This is a genomic window from Microbispora sp. NPDC049633 (assembly GCF_040675265.1).
Taxonomy (GTDB): domain Bacteria; phylum Actinomycetota; class Actinomycetes; order Streptosporangiales; family Streptosporangiaceae; genus Microbispora; species Microbispora maris.
The window spans coordinates 118306-139967 of sequence record NZ_JBFAOO010000001.1; the positions used below are offsets into that span (position 1 = coordinate 118306).

A 21662-nucleotide genomic window follows, 5' to 3' on the forward strand; every position below is an offset into this window, starting at 1 on the left:
GTGATGCCGGTCGAGCATGCCGCTGCGTCCGGCTCGCCGTGGGTGATCGGGCCCCGCGCGGGATCTGCGCGGGGCCCGTGCTCGTCAGGCGGGGGTGCTCGTCAGGCGGGGGTGCACGTCACCTGGGACGGAACCGAGTTGGTGCCGTTCCAGGAGCCGTTGAAACCGAACGAGGCGGACGCGCCGGCGCCGAGCGTGCCGTTCCAGGACAGGTTCGTGGCCTTCACCGTCGCTCCGTTCACCGCGTAGGAGGCGTTCCAGAGCTGCGTGATCGCCTGGCCGTTGGGGAAGGTCCAGGCGACCGTCCATCCGCTGGTGGTGTCGGTCCCGGTGTTCTTCACGGTGACGGTCGCCCCGAAGCCGCCGGGCCACTGGCTGGTGACGGCGTACGTCGCGGTGCATGCCTTAGCGGTGCCCGCCGAAGGCGAAGGCGAAGGCGAAGGCGAAGGCGACGGAGACGGGGACGGGCTCGGCGACGGGGACGGGCTCGGGGACGGGCTCGGGGACGGGGACGGGCTGGGGCTGGGCGAAGCCGAGGGCGACGGTGACGGGCTCACGGAGGTGCCGACCTTCTCCGCGGTCCAGGCGCTCACCCAGGCGAGCACCGCGTTCCAGTTGATCGCGACCTCGTTGACCGACCAGGCGTTGATGTCGTCCAGGTAGCACTTCTGCGGCCTGCACCCGCTGAGCCTCTCCTGGGCGACCGGGTCCTGCAGCCCGCTGTTGGGGCCGCCGGCGAGCGCGCCGGGCGGCGCGATGGGCAGCGACGAGTCGAGCTGGTGGGCCCAGAAGCGGTGGTGGACGTTGCGCGAGGGCTGGTCACCGTACCCGGTCACGTACGACTGGCCCAGTGGGTTGCGGCCGAACTCGTAGGCCATCGTCTCGAACACCCCGGTGCGGAAGCGTTCCTGCCCGCTGAAATCGTAGGCGAGTGCGAGCAGCACGGCGTTGTTGAGGATCAGGTTGTTCGAGCCCCAGATGTAGCCTCCGCCGGGCGGCGCGAACGGCACCGGGTAGCCCTGGCCGCGCATCGCGGTGAGCAACGTGTCGCCGTTGCTCACGAAACGGTTGCGCAGCTGCGTCCCGATCGTGGAGGTCAGGCCGTTCGGCACGAGCGCGAGCGTGATGTCGCCGAGTGAGCCGACCTCCGACCACTGCGCGCCCTCGTTGGTGAAGCTCCTGCCGTAGTAGAGGGACGAGCCGGTGAGGTCGTCGCGGTAGGTCTGCTTGCCCGTGGTGACGTACAGCTCGGCGGCCGCCCAGTAGAACTCGTCGGTCACCTTGGTGTCGACGTAGGACCCGCCGCCCTGGTCGTCGCTGCTCGGGGCGATGATGGACGGGTTGGCCTTGGCGGCCGCGTACGCCCTCTCCGCGGCGGTGAGGCAGCGGCTGGAGAAGGCCGAGTCGATGGAGGCCCACACGCGGGCGCACTGCGCGGCCGACGCGGCGAGGTTCAGCGTGGCGGCGGTGGTGGGCGGAGACAACAGCCGGGGCTGGGGGTCCTGGTCGGGCCGCATCGGCAGGCCGGTCCACGCCTGGTCGTGGATCTTGGCGTGTGCCATGCCCGCCAGCGGCCTCCCGCTCGGGACCTGCATCTTCAGCATGAAGTCGATTTCCCAGCGGGCCTCGTCGAGGATGTCGGGCACGCCGTTGCCCCGCTCCGGAACGGCCATGGTGCCGTCGCCGAACGCCGCGGGGTCGGCGCCGGAGACATACGTGGCCCGCTCGTAGACGTTGACGAGCTGCCAGGCCGACATGCCGCCGTTGACCACGTACTTGCCGTGGTCGCCGGCGTCGTACCAGCCGCCGCGGACGTCCAGCGTGTATCCGCAGCTCGTGCGGCAGGGCACGCTGTTGTCGCCCTGGTTGGGCGAGACGTTCACGTGCCCGGCGGGCCGGGCGTACTGGTTGCCCACGTACTGGGCCTGGATCGCGATTCCGCTGCGCTGATGGTGGAAGAACGCGAGTGCGTCGTACGGCAGCTTCTTCCAGGCGTCCGCTCCGATGTCGAAGGGCCGGCTGGATTCGTTGCCCACGGTGAGCACGAAGTTCGTACCCGTCCCGGTGTACGACGAGAAGTCGATTTTGTGGACGGTGTCGCCCGATGGCGCGTCCTGCCCGAAGACAGTCGTGGTCCCGGTCGCCACCACCTGGTCGGAGCCGTCGAGCAGGTTCCACGTCAGCGGCGAGGCGGAGGAGGTGACGACGGTCGCCTGTTTGGGCAGGCCCGGCGCGTAGGCGACCTGGTTGACCTTGATGTTCTGCCCGAGCGGCGGCCGCGCGACGGCGTGCACCGGGCTCGTCGCGGTCACGACGGCGAACGACGCCGCACCGACGGCGAGCGCCAGGGACAGCGCCGCTCTGGGGCGACGCGTCCAGCCTGGCTTTTTCATGATTAACACCTCCGGCCTTTATGTTTCGTGATCGCATCATGGGCGCGAGATCTGCCGGAGGACATTCATCAGCCGGACGTGTTTCGTTTCCGCAGGTCCTGGGATCGAGCTGACGAATGATTCTGAATATTTCACGAATGCTGTCGTGAAATCCCTAAACTTCCATGTGTGACCGGCACAAGCCTTCCCGCTGAGCTAGGACCGCGGCGCCGCCAGGAGATCACGGTCGCGCAGATCGCCAGACTGGCCGGGGTGTCCCCGCCGACCGTGTCCAAGGTGATCAACGGGCGCCCCGGCGTGTCAGCCGCCACTCGGCGCCGGATCGAGGAGCTGATCCGTGAGCACGGCTGGCAGCGCCGGCCGGAGAGGACCGAGTCCGCGGCCATCATCGAGGTCCTCTTCCAGGCCCTCGACAGTCTGTGGGCGCTGGAGCTCATCCGCGGCGTCAACGAGGTCGCCCAAGCCCACGGCCTGACCGTGGCTGTCACCGACATGCACGGACACAACTCGCCGCACCGCGAGTGGATCGAGGAGGTCCTGGCCCGGCGCCCCGCCGGTGTGATCGCCGTCTCCGCCGAGCTGAGCGACCACGAGCACGCGCAGCTCGCAAGCAGGTCCATCCCGCTCGTCGCGCTCGACCCGTACGGCGAGCCGAGCCATCGCGTCCCCTCGGTCGGCGCGACGAACTGGAACGGGGGACTGTCGGCCACCCGCCACCTGCTGGAGCTCGGGCACCGCAGGATCGCCATGATCAACGGCCCGGCGACCCTGATGTGCTGCCGTGCCCGGCTCGACGGCTACCGCGCGGCCATGGAGACCGCGGGCGTGCCCGTCGACCCCCGGTTCCTGCGGACCGGTCCGCTCTACGTGGAGACCGGCCGTACCGAGGCGCAGGCGCTGCTCGCCCTCCCCGACCGGCCCACCGCCGTCTTCGCCGGCAACGATCTGCAGGCACTCGGGATCTACCAGGCAGCCCTGCGGGCCGGGCTGCGCGTGCCCGACGACCTCAGCGTCGTCGGCTTCGACGACCTGCCGCTCGCCCAGTGGACGGACCCGCCGATGACCACCGTGCATCAGCCGCTGGCCAAGATGGGCGCCGCCGCCGCGGAACTGGTCATGGCGGTCGGCGCGGGCGACACGTCCGAACATCACCGCATCGAGCTCGCCACCCACCTGGTCGTACGCGGCAGCACCGCCGCACCGACCTGACCGGCGGCAGGCGGAAGCGCAGGAGAACGACCCGCGACCACTGCCTACGAGGCTGAACCCACCCGGCCGAGCGTGGGCGAGGTCATGCAGGCAGGATGCACGCGAGGAGAGCCAGCTTGTCGGCACTGTCGGTGCCGGGGTCCGGGTGGAGGACGACGAGCGTTTGACCTGTCGCGCCGCTGACGCCCAATCGCTCCCGGTTCAGCCGGAGGCCACCGACCTGAGGGTGCTCGATGTGTTTGGGCGTGCCTTCGCAGGTGTTCACGTCGTGGCGGGCCCACAGCCTGCTGAAGAGAGGGCTGGCGAGGGAGAGTTCGCCGACGAGTTCGATGAATCGGGGGTCGTCCGTGTCGGTGCCGACGGACTCGCGGAAGCCGGCGACCATGCCCTGCGCGGCGTCCTCCCAGTCCGGATAGAGGGCCTGCTCGGCGGAGTCCAGGAACACGTCGCGCAGGCGGTTGCGCCCCGCCACGAGTCGCGGCGACAGAGCGGTCGCCGGCCTGTTCGCGGCGAGGACGTCGAAGTAGCGGCCCTCCACGTACGCGGGGAGCGGGAGCGCGGCGACGAGCTTGGCGACGCCGGGAGGGACGGTCTCCTTCCGGGGCCGCCGTCGCCGCCGGGGTTTTCCCGCCCCGAGACGGAGCAGGTAGGCCGTCGCGTCGTCGTCGAGCCGCAGCACGCGGGCGAGGGACTCGAGGACCTGCGTGGAGGGGTTGCGGTCCCGGCCCTGTTCCAGGCGCAGGTAGTAGTCGGCGCTGATGCCGGCGAGCATCGCGACCTCCTCCCGGCGCAGGCCCGGCACGCGCCGTACGCCCACGGAGGGGATACCGGCCTGTTCGGGCGTGACGAGCTCCCGGCGGGCGCGTACGTAATCGCCCAGGAGGTTGGACTCGCCGCTCATGGCCCCACTGTAGGTCGCGCGGTTTCGTGCGTGCCTGGTCCTGTCACCCCCAGGATCGCGGGGACTCTGGCTCTGTCGGCGGGCCGGCGGAAACCTCACCTCCGGGACGAACGCCGGCTGAATCGGCTGGTGGTCCCTTCCACGAACCGAGGAGCCACACCATGTCGACCTTTCTGCTCGTACACGGGGCCTGGCACAGCGGGCGATGCTGGGAGCGGGTCGTCCCGCTGCTGGCAGCGGCCGGGCATCGGGTGGTCGCGCCGTCGCTGACCGGCCACGGCGACAAGGCGCATCTGCTCGGCCCCGAGGTAGGGCTGGACACGCACGTCGACGACGTCGTCGGACTGATCATCGAGGAGGACCTCACCGACGTGATCCTGGTGGGCCACAGCTACGCCGGGCTGGTCGTCTCGTCCGCCGCCAACCGGATCCCGGATCGGATCGCCCATCTCGTCTATCTCGACGCGATGGTCCCGGAGGACGGCGAGAGCGCGGTCGACGTGCAACCCGTGACCCAGGCTCTCATCGACCGCGCCGCGGAGTCCGGGGCCGGCTGGCGGATCCCGCCGATGCCCGAGTCGCCGCCGCCCCTGGGCCTGTTCGGGGTCACCGACCCGGCGGACGTGGCGTGGCTGCGGACGATGTTGTCGGATCAGTCGGTGCTCTGCCTGCGGCAACCCGTCCGGCTGGACAACCCGGCCGTGCGCGCGATCGCGCGGACGCACATCCACTGCGTCGCCGGCGTACCGGAGGGCATCGAGCGGCGGCCCGTCCCGGCGACACAGCCCAACGGCAGCCCGGCGCAGGTGTGGGAACTGGAGACGGGCCACGACTGCATGATCACCATGCCGGCCGAGCTCACCGAACTGCTGCTCAAGCTCGGCTGACCCCGCGGACAGGGGCACCCTGGCCGATCTCCGCCTTTCGTCGGTGGGACCTTCCTGCCGCTACTAAGGTTGTGGACGTGAGCCCGAGGCCGGTGCGCGCGGTGGACGCCGAGGAGAAAGTCGACCGGCAGGCGCGGATCCTCGAGGCGGCGCTCCGGCTGCTGTCCCTGCAGGGCATATCCGGCGTCAGCATGCGTGCCGTCGCACGCGAGGCAGGGGTCTCGCTGGGGCTGGTGAACTACCACTACGAGGACAAGACGAGCCTGATCCGTGCCACCCTGCACCGCATCGAGGAGCAGGACATCGCGCTGGTCGAGCCGGACCTCACTCTGGAGCCGGAGGAGCGGCTGCGGGCCGCGCTGAAGCGGGTGGCCGACCCGGAGTTCCTGACGACGGAATACCTGTCTCTGCGACTGCAGCTCTGGGCGCTCGCCCAGGCCCATGAGGACTTCGAGCGCATCAACACGGCGGCCCAGAGCCGCTACCGTGCCGGGCTGGCCGCCCTCATACAGGCGGCCCGCCCCGGGCTGTCACCCGACGAGTGCGGCGAGCGGGCCGCCGACATCGACGTCATCCAGAACGGCCTGTGGCTCACGGCCCTGCTTGGGCTCGACCGCGACTCGATCGACAGGAGCGTCCGCCGCTGTGAGGAGATCGCGCTCGCCGGCTGACCGCCCGCCCGCCGGCGAATCTGAACGATCGTTCAGGAACATATTGAACGATCGTTCAGGCGATCGTATGCTCCGATCATGGCGCCAGTCACGATGGCCGACGTACACCGCGTCGGCGCCGGTTTCCACCAGGACCCCGAACGATCGATGTCGCTGCGGTCGGAGGCGTACACGGACCCGCGGTGGCTCGAGGCCGACGTTCGCGCGATCTTCGCCCGCACGTGGCAGTGGGTCTGCCACGTGGAGAAGCTCCGGTCACCCGGCAGCTACGTGTCGGCCACGGTGGCCGGCATGCCGATCGCGATCGTGCGCGATCGTGACGGAGCGCTGCGCGCGTTCTACAACGTCTGCAAGCACCGCGCCCACGAGCTGCTCACCGGCTCCGGCACCACGCGCAACATCGTCTGTCCGTATCACGCCTGGACCTACGACCTGGACGGTCGGCTGAAGGCGGCCCGCCGCGCCGACAGGATGCCGACCTTCGACAAGAGCGAGATCTGTCTCGACCAGGTGCTGGTGGAGGAGTTCGGCGGCTTCGTCTACGTGAACCTGGACCCGGGCGCCGCTCCCCTGGCCGAGCAGGCCGGGGACCTGGCGGCCGAGATCGCCAGGTGGGCCCCCGACGTGGCCGAGCTGACCCTCGCGAAGCGGTTGACCTACGACATCGCGTCCAACTGGAAGAACGTCATCGACAACTTCCTGGAGTGCTACCACTGCCACGTCGCCCACAAGGAGTTCGTCGACCTCGTCGACATGGACACCTACGAGGTGAAGACGCACGGCATCTGGTCGAGCCACTTCGCCGAGGCCGGCAAGCAGGAGAACGCCGCGTACGACGTCGCGGGCGCGTCGGTCACGGAGCACGCGGTCTGGTGGCTGTGGCCCAACACCTGTCTGCTGCGCTACCCCGGCCGGGGCAACTTCATGGTCCTGCAGGTGATTCCGGCCGGTCCCGACCGGACCCTGGAGACCTGGGACTTCTACTTCGAGACGCCCGAGCTCATGGGCGCCGAGGTGGAGGCGGTGCGGTACATCGACGAGGTGCTGCAGCAGCAGGACATCACCATCGTGGAGAGCGTCCAGCGCGGCATGAACACCCCGGCCTTCGACCAGGGCCGCATCGTCTACGACCCGTCCGGCTCGGGGCTGTCCGAGCACGGCGTGCATCACTTCCACGGCCTCGTCCTCGACGCCTACCGGTCGTGGGTGGAAGGGACCCCCGCCGGGCGCGACCACGCGGACGCCACTCCCACCGCCTAGAGGAACGGCCGTGCCGAAGCCCGTCATCATCACCTGCGCACCGACCGGCGGAGGCCTCGGCACGACCGCCCGGGACGCGATCTAGCCGCGCGGCGCGTACATGATGACCAGGACACCCAGCAGGCAGACGGCCGCCCCGATCAGATCCCAGCGGTCGGGGCGGAAGCCGTCCACAACCATGCCCCAGATCAGCGAGCCCGCGACGAACACGCCGCCGTAGGCGGCGAGGATCCGGCCGAAGTTGGCGTCCGGCTGGAAGGTCGCCACCAACCCGTAAAGGCCCAGGGCGACGAACCCCGCCCCGACCCACAGCAGCCCGCGCTCCTGTCTCACTCCCTGCCAGACGAGCCAGGCACCGCCGATCTCGGCGAGCGCGGCGACGACGAACAACAGGAGAGAACGCGCGACGGTCACGGCTGCGACTGTAGAGTAACGGCCACTGTCTCCTGCTTGCGGCAGCCGCAGGCGGCCCCGCCCGCCCACGCCGGCGGTAAGTCTGCACGTCGGTACAGGAGGCAATCCCCGATGTGCCTTCTATGGTGGTTCATCCCTGTTCCTTCGGCGGGGGGGTATCCTGCTGCGCACGTGTCACCGACTTCCCCCGGACATCAGCGGGGCCCGCCGCGTGGCAACGGCACGGTACGGGAGTCCGGCGCGGGTGAGCTGGGCTCGGCGTGAACGGAGGGGTGTCGAGTGACGCGCTGCGAGGACGCTGAGCAGCAGCCGCGGACAGTGGCAGGCGCCGGGGTGTTCGCCGCCGACGACGAGATCGGCCGGGACCTGGCTTTGGTGGACTGGGCCGCGACGCCCCTGGGACCGCCGGAGGAGTGGCCGCAGAGCCTGCAGACGGCGGTGAGCATCCTGCTGTCGTCCCGGTTCTCCATGTGGATGGCGTGGGGGCCGGACCTGACGTTCTTCTGCAACGCCGCCTACCGCCGCGACACCCTGGGCCGGAAATACCCGTGGGCGCTGGGCCGGCCCGCCAGCGAGGTGTGGGCGGAGATCTGGGGCGACATCGGCCCCCGGATCGAGGCCGTGCTGGCCACGGGGAACGCGACCTGGGACGAGGCGCTGCTGCTGTTCCTGGAGCGGGCCGGCTACCCGGAGGAGACCTACCACACGTTCTCCTACAGTCCCCTGCGGGACGACTCCGGCGCGGTGGTCGGGATGTTGTGCGTCGTCAGCGAGGAGACCGAGCGGGTCATCGGCGAGCGGCGCATGGCGACCCTGCGGGACCTCGGCTCGGATCCCAGCGTGGTCCGCACCGAGCAGGAGATGCTGGCCTTCGCCTGCCGGCAGCTCGGCCGCAACCTTCACGACCTCCCGTTCACCCTGACCTACCTGTACCAGGAGGGCGGCGGCGTGCGGCTGGCGGGGGTGACCGGGATCGCCGCCGGGCATCCGGTCGCCCCCCTCACACTGCCGGCCGGCGATCCGGACGCGATCTGGCCCTCGACGGTGCTGGCCCGGGGAGAGCCGGTGCTCGTCCCGCTCGACGGCGCCGCGTACGCCGGTCTCCCGTCCGGAGACTGGTCGGAGCCGCCCGTACAGGCGCTGGTGGTGCCGCTGCTCCAGCAGGGCAGTGCGCCGTACGGGTTCCTCGTGACCGCGCTCAACCGCTACCGCCGCCTGGACGACGCGTACCGCGGGTTCATCGAGCTGGCCGCCGGGCACGTAGCGGCGGGCGTCGCGAGCGCGCGCAGCTACCAGGCCCAGCAGCGGCGGGCGGAGGAACTGGCCGAGCTCGACCGCGCGAAGACGGTCTTCTTCTCCAACATCAGCCACGAGTTCCGCACTCCGCTGACCCTGATCATGGGGCCGGTGGAGGAGCTGCGCGGCCGTCTCCAGGAAGCCGACGCGCACGTGCGCGAGGAGCTGGAGGTCATCCGCCGCAACGGGTTGCGGCTGGGCAAGCTGGTGAACACCCTGCTGGACTTCTCCCGCATCGAAGCCGGCCGGATGCAGGCCAGCTACGAACCGGTCGACCTGGCCATGGTCACCGCCGAGCTGGCGAGCCTCTTCCGCTCCGCGATCGACAAGGCGGGGCTGGAGTTCCGGGTCGAGTGCTCTCCCCTGGACGAGCCGGTCTACATCGACCGCGGCATGTGGGAGAAGGTGGTGCTCAACCTGCTCAGCAACGCGTTGAAGTTCACCTTCGAGGGCTCGATCGGCGTCGAGGTGCGCGGGGAGGCCGGCCACGCGGTGGTGACCATCACCGACACGGGCATCGGCATCCCCGCGACGGAGCTGCCCCGGCTGTTCGAGCGGTTCCACCGCATCGAGAACGCCCGCTCGCGGTCGAACGAGGGCAGCGGCATCGGACTGGCACTCGTGCAGGAGCTGGTCGGCCTGCACGGCGGCACGATCACCGCGGACAGCACCGAGGGCGAGGGCACCCGATTCACCATCCGCCTGCCGTACGGCGCCGCGCATCTGCCCGAGGACGCCATCACGACGGCCGGCACCGGCGCCGGCGGCACCGTCGCCGATCCCTACGTCGAAGAGGCGTTGCGCTGGCTGCCCGCGGACGACCGGGGCGAGTCCGCCGGGACCGCCATGGAGATGGTGTCCCACGAGGGCCTCGCGGCCCGCTCGGGGGACTCCGCGACCCCGGCGCGTGTGCTGGTCGCCGACGACAACGCCGACATGCGCGGGTATCTCGTCCGTCTCCTCAAGGGCGTCGGCTACCAGGTCAGCACCGCGGGCGACGGAATGGAGGCCCTGGACGCCATCCGCGCGGACGCCCCCGACCTGGTGGTCAGCGACGTGATGATGCCCCGCCTGGACGGCCTGTCCCTGGTCGCGGCGCTGCGGGCCGATCCACGCACCGCGACCGTGCCCGTCGTGCTCCTGTCGGCGCGGGCGGGCCAGGAGGCGTCCATCGAGGGGCTGCAGGCCGGGGCCGACGACTACCTGGTCAAGCCCTTCGCCGCCGCGGAGCTGCTCGCGCGGCTGCGGGCCACCATGGACATGGCGCGGCTGCGCCAGCACCAGGCGCGCTGGCGTACGGCACTGGTGAACTCGCTGCAGGAGGGGTTCTTCGTCTGCGACGAGGACGGCGCCGTCGTCGAGATCAACAAAGCGTTCACCGACATCCTCGGCTACGGCCCCGAGAACCTGCCCTACACGCCGATCCACCCCTGGTGGCCCGACGCCGCCGGCGACCCCGAGGCCCACAAGCAGGTCGCCGACGCGTTCAGCGGCCTCCTCGGCCCGGGGCAGGGCAGCTACACCATCCCCGTCACCCACAGCGACGGGCACCGGATGTGGATCAGCGTCACCTTCAACCAGGCACAGGACCCCGACACCGGCCGCCGGGTCGTCGTCGGCACCCTTCGCGACGTCACGGCCGAGCACTACGCCATCCAGCGCGAGAGCGCCCTCGCATCCCTGAGCACGGGCCTGTCCCAGGCGGGGAGCCTGTCCGACGCGCTGACCGGCGCGCTGGAGGAACTGCGGAACCTGTGGCGCGCCAAGTCAGTGCTGGCCGCCGTCTTCAGGCAGGGCGACGAAGAGCCGGCCCTGATCGCGACGGACCCCTCGGTGGACTGGCGGGGGCTGCCCGCCGAACGCCGCCGGACGCTCGCCGGCATGCCGCAGCGGCCGCTGCTCACCCCGATCGCCGAGCGCGACGGGGTCGGCATCCTCCTGGAGCACCCCGACGGCCCGATGGCGCTGTGGGTCGATCTGGGCGACCGGTCGTTCACCTCCGAGGACCAGCTGCTGCTGTCGCTGCTGGCCGGGCGGCTCGCCCAGGGACTGGTCCGCGCCCACCAGATCGACCAGCAACGCGAGACCGCGATCGCGCTGCAGCGCGCCATCCTCGGCCCCGCCCAGCTGCCCGACGGGTTCGCCGTGCGCTACGAGCCCGCCACCCGGCCACTGGAGGTCGGCGGCGACTGGTACGACACCATCGCCCTGCCCGGCGGACGCATCGGCATCGTCGTCGGCGACTGCGTCGGTCGCGGGGTGGAGGCCGCGGCCGTCATGGGACAGCTGCGCAGCGCCTGCCGCGCGCTGCTCCTGCAGGACGACAGCCCGGCCCGCGTGCTCATGGCCCTCGACCAGTTCGCCGCCGGTGTCCCCGGAGCCCGGTGCACCACGGTCTTCTGCGGCGTCCTCGACCCGGAGACCGGGCACCTGTCGTACTCCAGCGCCGGACATCCCCCCGGCATCCTCGCCCACCCCGACGGCAGCACCGGCCTGCTCGACGGCGGACGTTCCGTCCCCCTCGCCGTCCGCCCGGGCGCGACGCGCCCGGAGGGCGAGGCGGTCATCCCCGCGCGTGCCACGCTCATGCTCTACACGGACGGCCTGGTCGAACGGCGTCGCAGCTCGCTGTATTCGGGCATCGACCAGGCCAGCCGAGCCGTACAGGACGGCAGGAACGTCGCGGTCGACGACCTCGCCACGCAGGTGATGATCCGCCTGGCGCCCGCCGACGGCTACGACGACGACGTCGCTCTGCTGCTCTACCGGCACCCGGCCCCGCTGGAGATGACGTTCCCCGCCGAGTCGTCGCAGCTCGCGCCCGTCCGCAAGGCGTTGCGGAGCTGGCTCGGCCAGTGCGACCTGCCTGCCCAGATCGTGCAGAACGTCCTGGTCGCCGCCGGTGAGGCGTGCGCCAACGCCATCGAGCACGGCCATCGCCACGCTCCGGGCGACGTCGTCCGCATCCGGGCCGAGGCGTCCGTCGACAACCTGCGCCTCACCGTCGCCGACACCGGCCGCTGGAAGTCCCCGCAACCCGAGGTGAACAGCCACCGCGGCCGCGGCGTCGCCCTCATGCGCGCCATGATGCAGCAGGTCACCATCACCCCTGGCCCGTCCGGCACCACCGTCGACATGCAGATGAGGATCGCCTGATGACCACGCCGCTCACCCTCACCCCCGGCCATGGCCCTGACGGCGCCGCCCTGCTGACCGTCGCCGGTGAGATCGACATGAGCAACACCGACACCCTCGCCGCCGCCCTCGACCGCACGCCGGGCCCCGTCGTCCTCGACCTGACCCTCGTCGAATACCTCGACAGCGCGGGCCTGAGCGTCCTGTTCGCCCACGCCGACCGCATCACCCTCATCGCCAACCCCCTGCTGAGCCCCGTCCTGACCATCTCCGGGCTCGCCGACCTCGCCACCGTCCGGGACGGCGATCCCGACGCCCGGTGAGGCCGGGTCCTGCGGTCTGACCGGTAGGCACCTCCGTGGAGGGTTGACGCGAACGGGAGGAAGGGATACGTTCCGGTAGATTTCACGATCGTCCAAGGGAAATCCGGTGAGATGCCGGTGCGGACGCGCCACTGTATCCGGGACGCACATCCCGGGAGCCAGGTCGCTTGGGCCTTCGTGACCTCGCATGGTGGGACGCGTCATCCCTGAGGAGGCCTGTATGAGTGGAATGTCCACTTCTTCTGTCATCCCGATCCCTCGGCTGAGGCTCTGGCTGCTGACCGTGCCGGTGTTGCTGCTGATCGCCTACCTGGTCCTGATGGACAACGGGGCGATCTCGCAGACCGGTGCCTATCTGCACGAGCTCATGCACGACGGGCGTCATCTGCTCGGCGTGCCCTGCCACTAGGCGCGGGCGTGGTACGCACCCTGGTGGTCAGGGGCCTGCTTCTGGGCCTGCTGGCCGGATTCATCGCGGGCGGCTTCGCCTTCGTCGTCGGCGAGCCGCGGGTCGAGAGCGCGATCGCGCTGGAGGAGGCCCACGCCGCGCACGGTCACGGTCACGACCACGGCGAGGAGGAACTGGTCGGTAGACCGGTGCAGAAGGCCGGATTGTTCCTCGCCACCGGCCTGTACGGGCTCGCGGTGGGAGGGATCTTCGCCCTCGCGTACGCCGCGCTGCGCGGGCGGATCGGCCCTCGGTCGGAGGGCGGGCTGGCGCTCGCCGCCGCCGGGACGGCGTTCGTGGCGATGATTCTGGTGCCGTTCGTGAAATATCCGGCGAACCCGCCGGCCGTCGGAGACCCGGAGACAATCAACAGCCGCACCGTGCTCTACCTGGTGATGGTCCTCGTCGGGCTCGCCGCGGCGGTGATCGCGGTGGCGACCGCGCGCAGAGTCACCGCGGGGCCCTGGGCGCGGTGGACCGCGGCGGCGCTGGCGTTCCTGGTCCCGGTGGTAGCCGCCTGGATTCTGCTGCCCACCGTCGACGAGGTGCCCGAGGGCTTCCCCGCCACCTTGCTGTGGCAGTTCAGGCTCGCGTCGCTGGGGACTCAGCTGGTCTTCTGGACGGCCTTCGGGGTGCTGTTCGGGTGGGTGAGCGACCGGGCGGCGGGACGCGCGCGGGCCGTCCCGGCCACCGCCGCCACGCAGAGCTGAGCCGGGCACGGTGCTGCTCGTCCGGCACGCCACCACGCCGGAGATGCGGGCCGCCCGGTTTCCCCTGACCGATCGCGACGCCGACCCGGCGAGCCTGGCCAGGGCCGCCGCCCTGGCTCCGCTGACGGCGGGCTCGGCCGGGTGGGCCGGTCCCGCCGTCGCCGCGCGCCAGACCGCCGCCGCCATCGGCCTGCGGGCGCGGGTGGCGCCGGCGCTCGCCGAGGCGGACGTCGGCCGGTGGCGCGGTCTGCCGTACGAGCAGGTCGCGCGGGAGGAGCCGGACGCCTTGGTGAGCTGGCTGACCGACCCCCACGTGGTTCCGCACGGCGGCGAGAGCCTGAGCGCGCACGCCGCGCGGGTCGCCGGCTGGCTCGACCTGATGCGCGCGGAGCCGGGGGTCGTCGCCGTGTGCGACGCGGGCACGATCCGGGCGGCGATCGGTCATGCGCTGGGGCTCGATCCGCCGGGCGCCGCCCTCTTCGATCTCGCGCCGCTGTCGGTCACCGAGTTGCTCGCCACGCGGGACGGCTGGCGGGTCGCCTACGTCAACCGGAAGGTCCCGTCGTGAGCCCGCGCGAACGCGGCGAGCCCGGCGGCGACGGCGCCCCCGTCACGGCACCGGCTCCCCGCCTGCTCGGCGCGCTCCGGGTCACCCTGGCGGTGCTCCCCGAGGTGCGGGAGCGCGGGCGGGGCCACGCCGGACGGCCGGACACCTGGCGGAAACGGCGGTCACTCTCCGAGCCGGCCGACGGCTGACTTCGGCCGCGCGCCTGGCGAAAGGCGCCCGGTGTCTCCCGCGCGCCGGCCGAGTTCCGCCGACATGCGCGAATGCGCGTTTTCCTCGCCGTACGCCGCCCGGGATCAGGCTGCACTTCTTCCCAATCCTTCTCCGACGCGGGAGTGCGCCGGATTTCCGGCCGGACCGGGAGTTTCGAACGGATGATGAATGAGGCGTCACCCGATGAGAAACTTGGCCTGTGGAGACTTCGGTGCCAGGGCGAGCCGAAACACGGCTCCAGGCCAAAATCCTTACGCGATTGCGGGACGCCGGTCCGCAATCTCGCATTCAGCTGTCGGAACACTTCGAAGTGTCACGAACGACGATCGGGACCGAACTCGGCCGGCTCACGGCGCTTCATCTCGTCGAGGAAATCGGACCGGCCGCGTCTCGCGGGGGCCGCCGCTCGACCGTCATCGATCTCGCCGGTCACGTTCGGTTCGTCGGCATCGCCATCGGCGCGACCTCCGTCTCCACCGCGGTCACCGATGGCCGGCTGCGAGTTCTCGCGTTCGAACGCACCGAATGCGACGTACGCCGGGGACCTGAGCCGGTGCTCGAACTCGCCGCGGAACAGAGCCGCCGGCTGCTCGTGAAATTGGGAGTGGACAGGCCGCTGGGAGTCGGCGTGGGTGTGCCCGGCCCCGTGGACTTCTCCCGGGGTATCCCGGTGTCGCCACCGATCATGCCGGGTTGGGACGGTTATCCGGCCCGCGATCTGCTCGGCCGACGCTTCGATTGTCCGGTTTTATTGGACAACGATGTCAATGTAATGGCGCTGGGTGAACAACACGCCGGTGCGGCGGGTACCGTGGAGAACTTCCTGTTCGTCAAGGTCGGCACGGGTATCGGCTGCGGAATCGTGGCCAAGGGCGGGCTCTATCGCGGCATGGACGGCTGTGCGGGGGATATCGGGCACATCCCGGTCGCCGATTCGGACGCCGTCTGCGTGTGCGGCAACACGGGCTGCCTGGAGGCGTCCTTCGGCGGCGAGGCGCTCGCTCGCGACGCCCTCGCCGTGGCCCGGTCGGGGCGCTCGCCCCTGCTGCGGGAACTGCTCGAACGCACCGGGACGCTGACCGCCGCGGATGTGGGCGAGGCGGTCGGCGCCGGGGACGCGGCGTCCGTCCAGATGGTGCGCGACGGCGGACGGCGGGTGGGCGAGGTGCTGGCGGGCCTGGTGTCGTTCTTCAACCCGAGCCTCATCGTGCTGGGCGGCGGGCTCACGCTGCTGGGCCACGTCCTGCTCGCCGAGATCCGCGGGGCGATCTACCGGCGCTCGCTGCCGCTCGCCACCAGGAATCTGCCGATCATGATGAGCGAACTCGGCCCGCAGGCCGGCGTGATCGGCGCGGCCAGACTCGTGAGTGAGGAGGTCTACGGGGTCGCCAGGTGATCGGCGCTCCCGCCTCGCACTCGCGCCCCGCACTCGCATCCGCCTGGCATCCAGGCACCCCCGCGCCCCCGCACCCGGCACCCTGAACCCCCGGCACTCGTCCCCCCGGATTCGGCCGCCGGCGAGATTGCGTACGCACCGGATTGCATGATCATGCATTCCCGTGTATATATTCTAGTCGTGTCCAAGGTGCTCACTTCTCTGCCTGTCGGCGAGCGTGTCGGGATCGCCTTCTCCGGTGGCCTCGACACTTCGGTAGCGGTCGCGTGGATGCGGGAGAAGGGTGCAGTGCCGTGCACCTACACCGCAGACGTCGGCCAGTACGACGAACCCGACATCGTCTCGGTGCCCGGGCGTGCCACCGCGTACGGCGCGGAGATCGCCCGGCTGGTCGACTGCCGGGCCGCCCTGGTCGAGGAAGGGCTCGCGGCCCTGGCCTGCGGGGCGTTCCACATCAGGTCCGGCGGCCGCACATACTTCAACACCACCCCGCTCGGGCGGGCCGTCACCGGCACGCTGCTGGTGCGCGCGATGCTCGAGGACGGCGTGCAGATCTGGGGCGACGGCTCCACCTTCAAGGGCAACGACATCGAGCGGTTCTACCGTTACGGTCTGCTCGCCAACCCCTCGCTGCGCATCTACAAGCCGTGGCTGGACGCCGACTTCGTCAACGAGCTCGGCGGGCGCAAGGAGATGTCCGAGTGGCTGCTCGCCCACGGGCTGCCCTACCGGGACAGTGTGGAGAAGGCCTACTCCACCGACGCGAACATCTGGGGCGCGACGCACGAGGCCAAGTCCCTCGAGCACCTCGACACGGGCATCGAGATCGTCGATCCCATCATGGGCGTGCGCTTCTGGGACCCCGCCGTCGAGATCGCCACCGAGGACGTCACGATCGGCTTCGAGCAGGGGCGTCCGGTGACGATCAACGGCAAGGAGTTCCCCTCCGCCGTCGATCTGGTGCTGGAGGCCAACGCCATCGGCGGGCGGCACGGCCTGGGCATGTCCGACCAGATCGAGAACCGGATCATCGAGGCCAAGAGCCGCGGCATCTACGAGGCGCCGGGCATGGCGCTGCTGCACGCGGCCTACGAGCGGCTGGTCAACGCGATCCACAACGAGGACACCCTCGCGGCCTACCACAACGAGGGGCGGCGGCTGGGCAGGCTGCTCTACGAGGGCCGCTGGCTGGACCCCCAGGCGCTGATGCTGCGCGAGTCGTTGCAGCGCTGGGTCGGCATGGCGGTGACCGGTGAGGTGACCCTGCGGTTGCGGCGCGGTGAGGACTACTCCGTGCTGAACACGTCCGGACCGGCGTTCAGCTACCACCCGGACAAGCTCTCGATGGAGCGCACCGAGGACTCGGCCTTCGGCCCGGTCGACCGCATCGGGCAGCTCACGATGCGCAACCTCGACATCGCCGACTCTCGCGCCAAGCTGGAGCAGTACGCCAGGCTCGGCATGGTCGGCACCCAGCAGCCGGCCTTGATCGGCGCGGCGCAGGCGGCCTCGACCGGCCTGATCGGCGCGATGGCCGAGGGCGGGGCCGAGGCGATCGCCTCTCGCGGCGAGGCTCCCACGGAGGAGGAGCTGCTCGACCAGGCCGCGATGGAGCTCGGCACCGACTGAGGCCACGACGTTCGCCGAGGGCGCCCGGCTCGCCGGGCGCTCTCAGCTCGCCGGGTGCCCTCAGCTCGCCGGGCGCTCTCAGCTCGCCGGGTGCCCTCAGCGCGTCCTCGCCGGTGATTCCTGACCACGAGGCCTGGCCGGATCGGCCACCGCGCCGGAAGACGCCCCCGTCCTCACTCCTGCGGTTCCGCCCCCCAAGCGCCCGTCGATCGCCGGTGGCGGCGCGAGAGCGGTTCCGCTCCCCACACCGCCTGGTGATCGCCGTGGGCGGCGCGCTAGACGAGGAATCGGGGATTGAGGATCTCGGTGATCCGGATGAACCCGTCGGCGCCGTGGCCCTTGTCGATCACCCGGCGTGCCCAGCCCTCGGCCGCGCGCATCACGCTCGCGTCGATGCCGTGCGCCTCGGACACGTGGACGATGTGGGCCATGGAAGAGACCGCCGAGGTGATCGGGTTGCCTTCCCCGGGGAACGCGCCGCTGTCCACGTCCCGCGCCGCCTGCTCGAAGAGGGGCGGCAGGATCGCGCCGATGCCCTTGGCGAACGGCGCCAGCTCGCGGGCGGTCACCCCCTCGGCCCGCGCCACCGCCAGCGCGTGCGCGTAGCCCGCCATCGCGGTCCAGAAGACGTCGAGCAGCGCGATGTCGTACGCCGCCGCGCGGCCGATCTCCTCGCTGAGATGGGTGTGCGTGCCGCCGAGGGCGTCCAGCACCGGGCGGTGCCGCCGGTAGAGCTCCTCCGGGCCGCTGTGGAGGAACACCGCGGCCGGGGTGCCGATGGTCGTGGTCGGCGTCATGATCGCGCCGTCGAGGTAGCCGATGCCGTGCTCGGCCGCCCAGGCCCCGGTGCTCCTGGCACGGTCGGGGGTGTCGGCGGTCAGATTCACGAGCGTGCGTCCCCCCAGCGCGCCGGTGACCGCGTCGCGCCGGAGGACGGCGTCCGCGGCGTCGTAGTTCACCACGCAGATCACGGTCAGCCCGCTCGCCGCGACCGCCGCCTCCGGCGTGGGGGCGGCCACCGCGCCCCGCTCGGCCAACCCGCGATCTCTGCCCGGTGTCCGGTTCCAGACCGTGGTCCGGACGCCGGCGTCCAGGAAGGCGCCGGCCAGGGCCCGGCCCATCGGGCCCAGGCCGAGCACGGTGACGGCAGACTGGTCGGTGTGCTGGATCAAGTCTCAACTCCTGTGTGCGTGACAGCTGAGCGGGATGGACGATGACGCGTAGCCGTGCCCAAGACCCGAACGTCTGCGGGGTGACCGCCGCGATCGCGGTGATCGACGGCAAATGGAAGACGATCCTGCTCTGGCTCCTGGAATCCGCGCCGCGTCGCCCCGGCGAGCTGGTCCGGCGGCTGCCGGGGCTCACCGAGAAGGTGCTGACTCAGACGCTCCGGGAGATGGAGGCCGACGGGCTCGTGCACCGTGAGGTGCACGAAGGCCGCCCGCTGAAGACCGTGTACTCACTGACCGAGTTCGGCCGTGAGCTGTCCGAGGCGCTGGCGCCGCTGTCCGACTGGGGACACCGCCGCTTGGAGAGGCTGGCCCTGGAGATGCCGGCCCCGGAGAGGCCGGCGGAGACTGGGTCGGTCTCCTGACACACCGCCGGCACCTCCGTTCCGCCTGAAGCCGGGCCGGCCCTCCGGCCGCCCGGAACCAAGCTTCACGCCGCCCCGGCAGTGCGGACAAGTACCCACAAAAAGGTGGGTAGGCCGGCGCGTTCGGCTGTCGACACTTCTTTGCACAGTGCATACGTTCTCTTTGCGCGGGTAGCGCGGCCTTGTTCGCGAGATCGACCCCCGAAGGGGGAGCGTGGTGACACTGCGGATCGAGGACTACGGGCTGCTCGGTGATCTGCACACGGCCGCGCTGGTGGGGCGAGACGGGTCGATCGACTGGCTGTGCCTGCCCCGATTCGACGCGCCCGCGTGTTTCGCCGCCCTGCTCGGCGACGACCGGGCGGGATTCTGGCGCCTCGCCCCCGCCGCCGGCGGGCTCTGCACGCGCCGCCGCTACCGCGGCGACTCCCTCGTCCTGGAGACGGAGTGGGAGACCCCCGAGGGGTCCGTACGCGTGATCGACGCGATGCCGCCACGCGGCGAGGCGGCCGACGTGGTGCGGGTCGTGGAAGGCGCCAACGGGCGGGTGCCGATGCGGATGGCGCTGCGGCTGCGGTTCGACTACGGGCACGTCGTGCCCTGGGTGCGGCAGCAGGACGGGCGGCTCGCGGCGGTCGCCGGTCCCGACGCCGCCTGGCTGGCGACACCGGTGCCGCTCCGCGGCGAGGACATGACCACCTACGCCGAGTTCGAGGTGACCGCCGGGCAGCGCGTGCCGTTCGTGCTGACCTACCGGCCCTCGCACGAGCGCAGGCCGCGCCCGGTGGACGCGGACAAGGCCCTCGCCGACACCGAGGCGTACTGGACGTCGTGGATGCGCGGCTTCCGATACCAGGGCCGGTGGGAGGAGGCCGTACGCCGGTCGCTGGTCGTGCTGAAGGCGCTGACCTACGCGCCGACCGGCGGCATCGTCGCCGCGGTCACCTCCTCGCTGCCGGAACAGCCGGGCGGCCCGCGCAACTGGGACTACCGGTTCTGCTGGCTGCGCGACGCGACGTTCACGCTGCAGGCGCTGCTGGGCACCGGCTTCGTCGCCGAGGCGAAGGCCTGGCGGGAGTGGCTGCTGCGGGCCGCCGCCGGAGATCCGGCCGACCTGCAGATCATGTACGGGATCGACGGCACCCGCCGTCTGCCGGAGTACTCACTCGGCTGGCTGGCCGGCTACGAGGGCTCGGCTCCGGTCCGGGTGGGCAACGCGGCGTCCGGGCAGTTCCAGCTCGACGTGTGGGGCGAGGTCCTCGACGGGCTGCATCTGGCCAGGACGGCCGGCATTCACGCCGAGGAGCCGGCCTGGGATCTGCAACGGGCGCTGCTGGACTTCCTGGAGGGCCACTGGGACGACCCGGACAACGGGCTGTGGGAGGTGCGCGGCGACCGCCGCCACTTCGTGCACTCCAAGGTCATGGCGTGGGCGGGCCTGGACCGGGCCGTGCAGGCCGTCGAACGCTTCGGCCTGGACGGGCCCGTGGACCGGTGGCGCGCGACCCGCGACAGGATCCACGCCGAGGTCTGCGACCGCGGCTATGACCCCGAGCGGGGCACGTTCACCCAGTTCTACGGCTCCAAGGGGCTGGACGCCGCCCTGCTGCTGATCCCCCGGGTGGGGTTCCTGCCCTGGGACGATCCGCGGGTGGCGGGCACCGTCGAGGCGGTGCGGCGCGAGCTGTGCTCCGAGGGATTCGTGCTGCGCTACCGGCCGCGGGCCGACGGCAACGTGGACGGCCTTCCGGGCACCGAGGGTGCGTTCATCACCTGCACGTTCTGGCTCGCCGACGCCCTGTACGGCATCGGCCGGCACCGGGAGGCCTACGAGTTGTTCGAACGGCTGCTGAGCCTCCGCAACGACCTCGGCCTGCTGAGCGAGGAGTGCGACCCCGCCACCGGCCGGCAGCTCGGCAACACGCCGCAGGCGTTCAGCCACGTCGGGCTGGTGAACTCCGCCCGTCACCTGTCCGGCACCCGGCCCGACGAGCACGTCGCGCACGGCCACGGCCACGACCACGGCCATGTCGGAAGCGGGCACTCGTGACGGCTCTCCGTTTCACTTCCATAGGAGCAGCACGGCGGTGAGGCCGAGGCTCAACGCCACGAAGCCGGCCGTCCTGGGCTGCCTGGCGGCCTCCCGGCGCGAGGAGACCACCAGCACGGCGCCTATGGCGAGCGCCACCACGAGGTGCAGGCCGTACCACACGGGGATCGGCACCCTGGTCAGGAAGGTTCCGGACAGGAGGTCGTCGGCGGACCCGTAGCCGGCGAGTGCGCCGAGCGCGGCCAGGCCCAGCACCGGGAGCGCGTACCGGTACCGGCCGAGCAGGGCCCAGACGACGGTCCCCAGGGCGAGCAGTATCTGTAAGCGGTGGTGCAGTTGCCGTGCGATCAGCCCGCCGTGGTCGTCGAAGCTGATGTTGAGGATCGAATGGTAGGCGGCGGACATCGGGACGCCCCGCAGCGGCTCGTAGGCGCCGGTGTAGGGGACGGTCTCACCGCTCGGCACATAGGAGAACGCGAGGTAGCCGCCGGTGAGCAGAACGAGCACGTAGCAATAGATAAGCATCTCGCCCATCAACTGCCTCGCCCGATTCACCGGCATATTTCAG

At 71.1% G+C, this 21662-nt stretch carries 19 protein-coding genes and 1 riboswitch; of the genes, 14 read left to right on the forward strand and 5 right to left on the reverse strand.

The features are described 5' to 3' along the window. Positions 1–101: 101 nt before the first annotated feature. Positions 102–2393, reverse strand: a complete 2292-nt coding sequence (locus tag AB0J39_RS00605) for a glycoside hydrolase family 9 protein (protein WP_363460259.1) — start codon at positions 2391–2393, stop codon at positions 102–104. 168 nt (positions 2394–2561) lie between these two features. Between AB0J39_RS00605 and AB0J39_RS00610 the strand changes: the two genes are divergently transcribed. Then, positions 2562–3602 carry a LacI family DNA-binding transcriptional regulator gene (locus tag AB0J39_RS00610; protein WP_363460261.1) on the forward strand — a complete coding sequence of 347 codons (1041 nt, stop codon included), beginning with the start codon at positions 2562–2564 and terminating at the stop codon, positions 3600–3602. 82 nt (positions 3603–3684) lie between these two features. Here the strand turns inward: AB0J39_RS00610 and AB0J39_RS00615 are convergent, their stop codons facing one another. Continuing rightward, positions 3685–4503 carry a helix-turn-helix transcriptional regulator gene (locus AB0J39_RS00615; protein WP_363460263.1) on the reverse strand — a complete coding sequence of 273 codons (819 nt, stop codon included), beginning with the start codon at positions 4501–4503 and terminating at the stop codon, positions 3685–3687. A gap of 161 nt (positions 4504–4664) precedes the next feature. Between AB0J39_RS00615 and AB0J39_RS00620 the strand changes: the two genes are divergently transcribed. The 3 genes from AB0J39_RS00620 to AB0J39_RS00630 all read left to right on the forward strand — a co-directional run bounded on the left by AB0J39_RS00620 (position 4665) and on the right by AB0J39_RS00630 (position 7321). After that, positions 4665–5390 carry an alpha/beta hydrolase gene (locus AB0J39_RS00620; protein ID WP_363460265.1) on the forward strand — a complete coding sequence of 242 codons (726 nt, stop codon included), beginning with the start codon at positions 4665–4667 and terminating at the stop codon, positions 5388–5390. Between the two features lie 77 nt (positions 5391–5467). After that, on the forward strand, positions 5468–6061 hold the full coding sequence (locus tag AB0J39_RS00625; protein ID WP_363460267.1) for a TetR/AcrR family transcriptional regulator: 594 nt from the start codon (positions 5468–5470) through the stop codon (positions 6059–6061). A 78-nt stretch (positions 6062–6139) separates the two neighbouring features. Next, on the forward strand, positions 6140–7321 hold the full coding sequence (locus tag AB0J39_RS00630) for a ring-hydroxylating oxygenase subunit alpha (RefSeq protein ID WP_363460269.1): 1182 nt from the start codon (positions 6140–6142) through the stop codon (positions 7319–7321). 81 nt (positions 7322–7402) lie between these two features. Here AB0J39_RS00630 and AB0J39_RS00635 read toward each other — a convergent pair whose 3' ends face one another. Beyond that, a complete protein-coding gene (locus tag AB0J39_RS00635; RefSeq protein WP_363460271.1) occupies positions 7403–7735 on the reverse strand; it encodes a YnfA family protein in 333 nt (110 codons plus the stop codon). 279 nt (positions 7736–8014) lie between these two features. On the opposite strand from AB0J39_RS00635, the gene AB0J39_RS00640 reads away from it, so the two are divergent. From AB0J39_RS00640 to argG, 8 genes are all read left to right on the forward strand, one after another. Beyond that, positions 8015–12187 carry a SpoIIE family protein phosphatase gene (locus AB0J39_RS00640; RefSeq protein ID WP_363460273.1) on the forward strand — a complete coding sequence of 1391 codons (4173 nt, stop codon included), beginning with the start codon at positions 8015–8017 and terminating at the stop codon, positions 12185–12187. Then, on the forward strand, positions 12187–12489 hold the full coding sequence (locus tag AB0J39_RS00645; protein ID WP_363460278.1) for an STAS domain-containing protein: 303 nt from the start codon (positions 12187–12189) through the stop codon (positions 12487–12489). Before AB0J39_RS00640 ends, AB0J39_RS00645 begins: the two co-directional genes overlap by 1 nt. Positions 12490–12545: 56 nt before the next feature. After that, positions 12546–12675: riboswitch (cobalamin riboswitch) on the forward strand. 34 nt (positions 12676–12709) lie between these two features. Continuing rightward, positions 12710–12898, forward strand: a complete 189-nt coding sequence (locus AB0J39_RS00650) for a CbtB-domain containing protein (protein ID WP_363460280.1) — start codon at positions 12710–12712, stop codon at positions 12896–12898. Positions 12899–12906: 8 nt separating this feature from the next. Beyond that, on the forward strand, positions 12907–13647 hold the full coding sequence (locus AB0J39_RS00655) for a CbtA family protein (RefSeq protein WP_363460282.1): 741 nt from the start codon (positions 12907–12909) through the stop codon (positions 13645–13647). Between the two features lie 10 nt (positions 13648–13657). Then, the gene (locus AB0J39_RS00660) at positions 13658–14215 is read left to right on the forward strand and encodes a histidine phosphatase family protein (RefSeq protein WP_363460284.1); all 558 of its coding nucleotides are present in this window, start codon (positions 13658–13660) and stop codon (positions 14213–14215) included. Continuing rightward, on the forward strand, positions 14212–14403 hold the full coding sequence (locus AB0J39_RS00665; RefSeq protein ID WP_363460286.1) for a hypothetical protein: 192 nt from the start codon (positions 14212–14214) through the stop codon (positions 14401–14403). The genes AB0J39_RS00660 and AB0J39_RS00665 overlap by 4 nt, the downstream gene beginning before the upstream one ends. A 221-nt stretch (positions 14404–14624) precedes the next feature. Then, positions 14625–15821, forward strand: a complete 1197-nt coding sequence (locus tag AB0J39_RS00670) for an ROK family transcriptional regulator (RefSeq protein ID WP_363460288.1) — start codon at positions 14625–14627, stop codon at positions 15819–15821. A gap of 180 nt (positions 15822–16001) precedes the next feature. Beyond that, entirely contained in the window at positions 16002–17450 is a 1449-nt protein-coding gene (gene argG, locus AB0J39_RS00675; RefSeq protein ID WP_346223780.1) for an argininosuccinate synthase, read from the forward strand. A gap of 275 nt (positions 17451–17725) precedes the next feature. Here argG and AB0J39_RS00680 read toward each other — a convergent pair whose 3' ends face one another. Next, a complete protein-coding gene (locus AB0J39_RS00680; RefSeq protein WP_363460291.1) occupies positions 17726–18622 on the reverse strand; it encodes an NAD(P)-binding domain-containing protein in 897 nt (298 codons plus the stop codon). Between the two features lie 41 nt (positions 18623–18663). Between AB0J39_RS00680 and AB0J39_RS00685 the strand changes: the two genes are divergently transcribed. Further along, entirely contained in the window at positions 18664–19044 is a 381-nt protein-coding gene (locus AB0J39_RS00685; RefSeq protein WP_363460293.1) for a helix-turn-helix domain-containing protein, read from the forward strand. A gap of 217 nt (positions 19045–19261) precedes the next feature. Continuing rightward, the gene (locus tag AB0J39_RS00690; RefSeq protein ID WP_363460335.1) at positions 19262–21094 is read left to right on the forward strand and encodes a glycoside hydrolase family 15 protein; all 1833 of its coding nucleotides are present in this window, start codon (positions 19262–19264) and stop codon (positions 21092–21094) included. Between the two features lie 12 nt (positions 21095–21106). On the opposite strand, the gene AB0J39_RS00695 is transcribed toward AB0J39_RS00690, so the two are convergent. Then, complete coding sequence (locus AB0J39_RS00695; protein WP_363460295.1) at positions 21107–21628, reverse strand: hypothetical protein; 522 nt, start codon at positions 21626–21628, stop codon at positions 21107–21109. Between the last annotated feature and the right edge of the window lie 34 nt (positions 21629–21662).

Coding starts and splice junctions, on each gene's coding strand:
- AB0J39_RS00695 (WP_363460295.1), bottom strand. CDS start 21,628: ATGGGCGAGATGCTTATCTATTGCTACGTGCTCGTTCTGCTCACCGGC.
- AB0J39_RS00615 (WP_363460263.1), bottom strand. CDS start 4,503: ATGAGCGGCGAGTCCAACCTCCTGGGCGATTACGTACGCGCCCGCCGG.
- AB0J39_RS00620 (WP_363460265.1), top strand. CDS start 4,665: ATGTCGACCTTTCTGCTCGTACACGGGGCCTGGCACAGCGGGCGATGC.
- AB0J39_RS00630 (WP_363460269.1), top strand. CDS start 6,140: ATGGCGCCAGTCACGATGGCCGACGTACACCGCGTCGGCGCCGGTTTC.
- AB0J39_RS00650 (WP_363460280.1), top strand. CDS start 12,710: ATGAGTGGAATGTCCACTTCTTCTGTCATCCCGATCCCTCGGCTGAGG.
- AB0J39_RS00685 (WP_363460293.1), top strand. CDS start 18,664: ATGACGCGTAGCCGTGCCCAAGACCCGAACGTCTGCGGGGTGACCGCC.
- AB0J39_RS00605 (WP_363460259.1), bottom strand. CDS start 2,393: ATGAAAAAGCCAGGCTGGACGCGTCGCCCCAGAGCGGCGCTGTCCCTG.
- AB0J39_RS00645 (WP_363460278.1), top strand. CDS start 12,187: ATGACCACGCCGCTCACCCTCACCCCCGGCCATGGCCCTGACGGCGCC.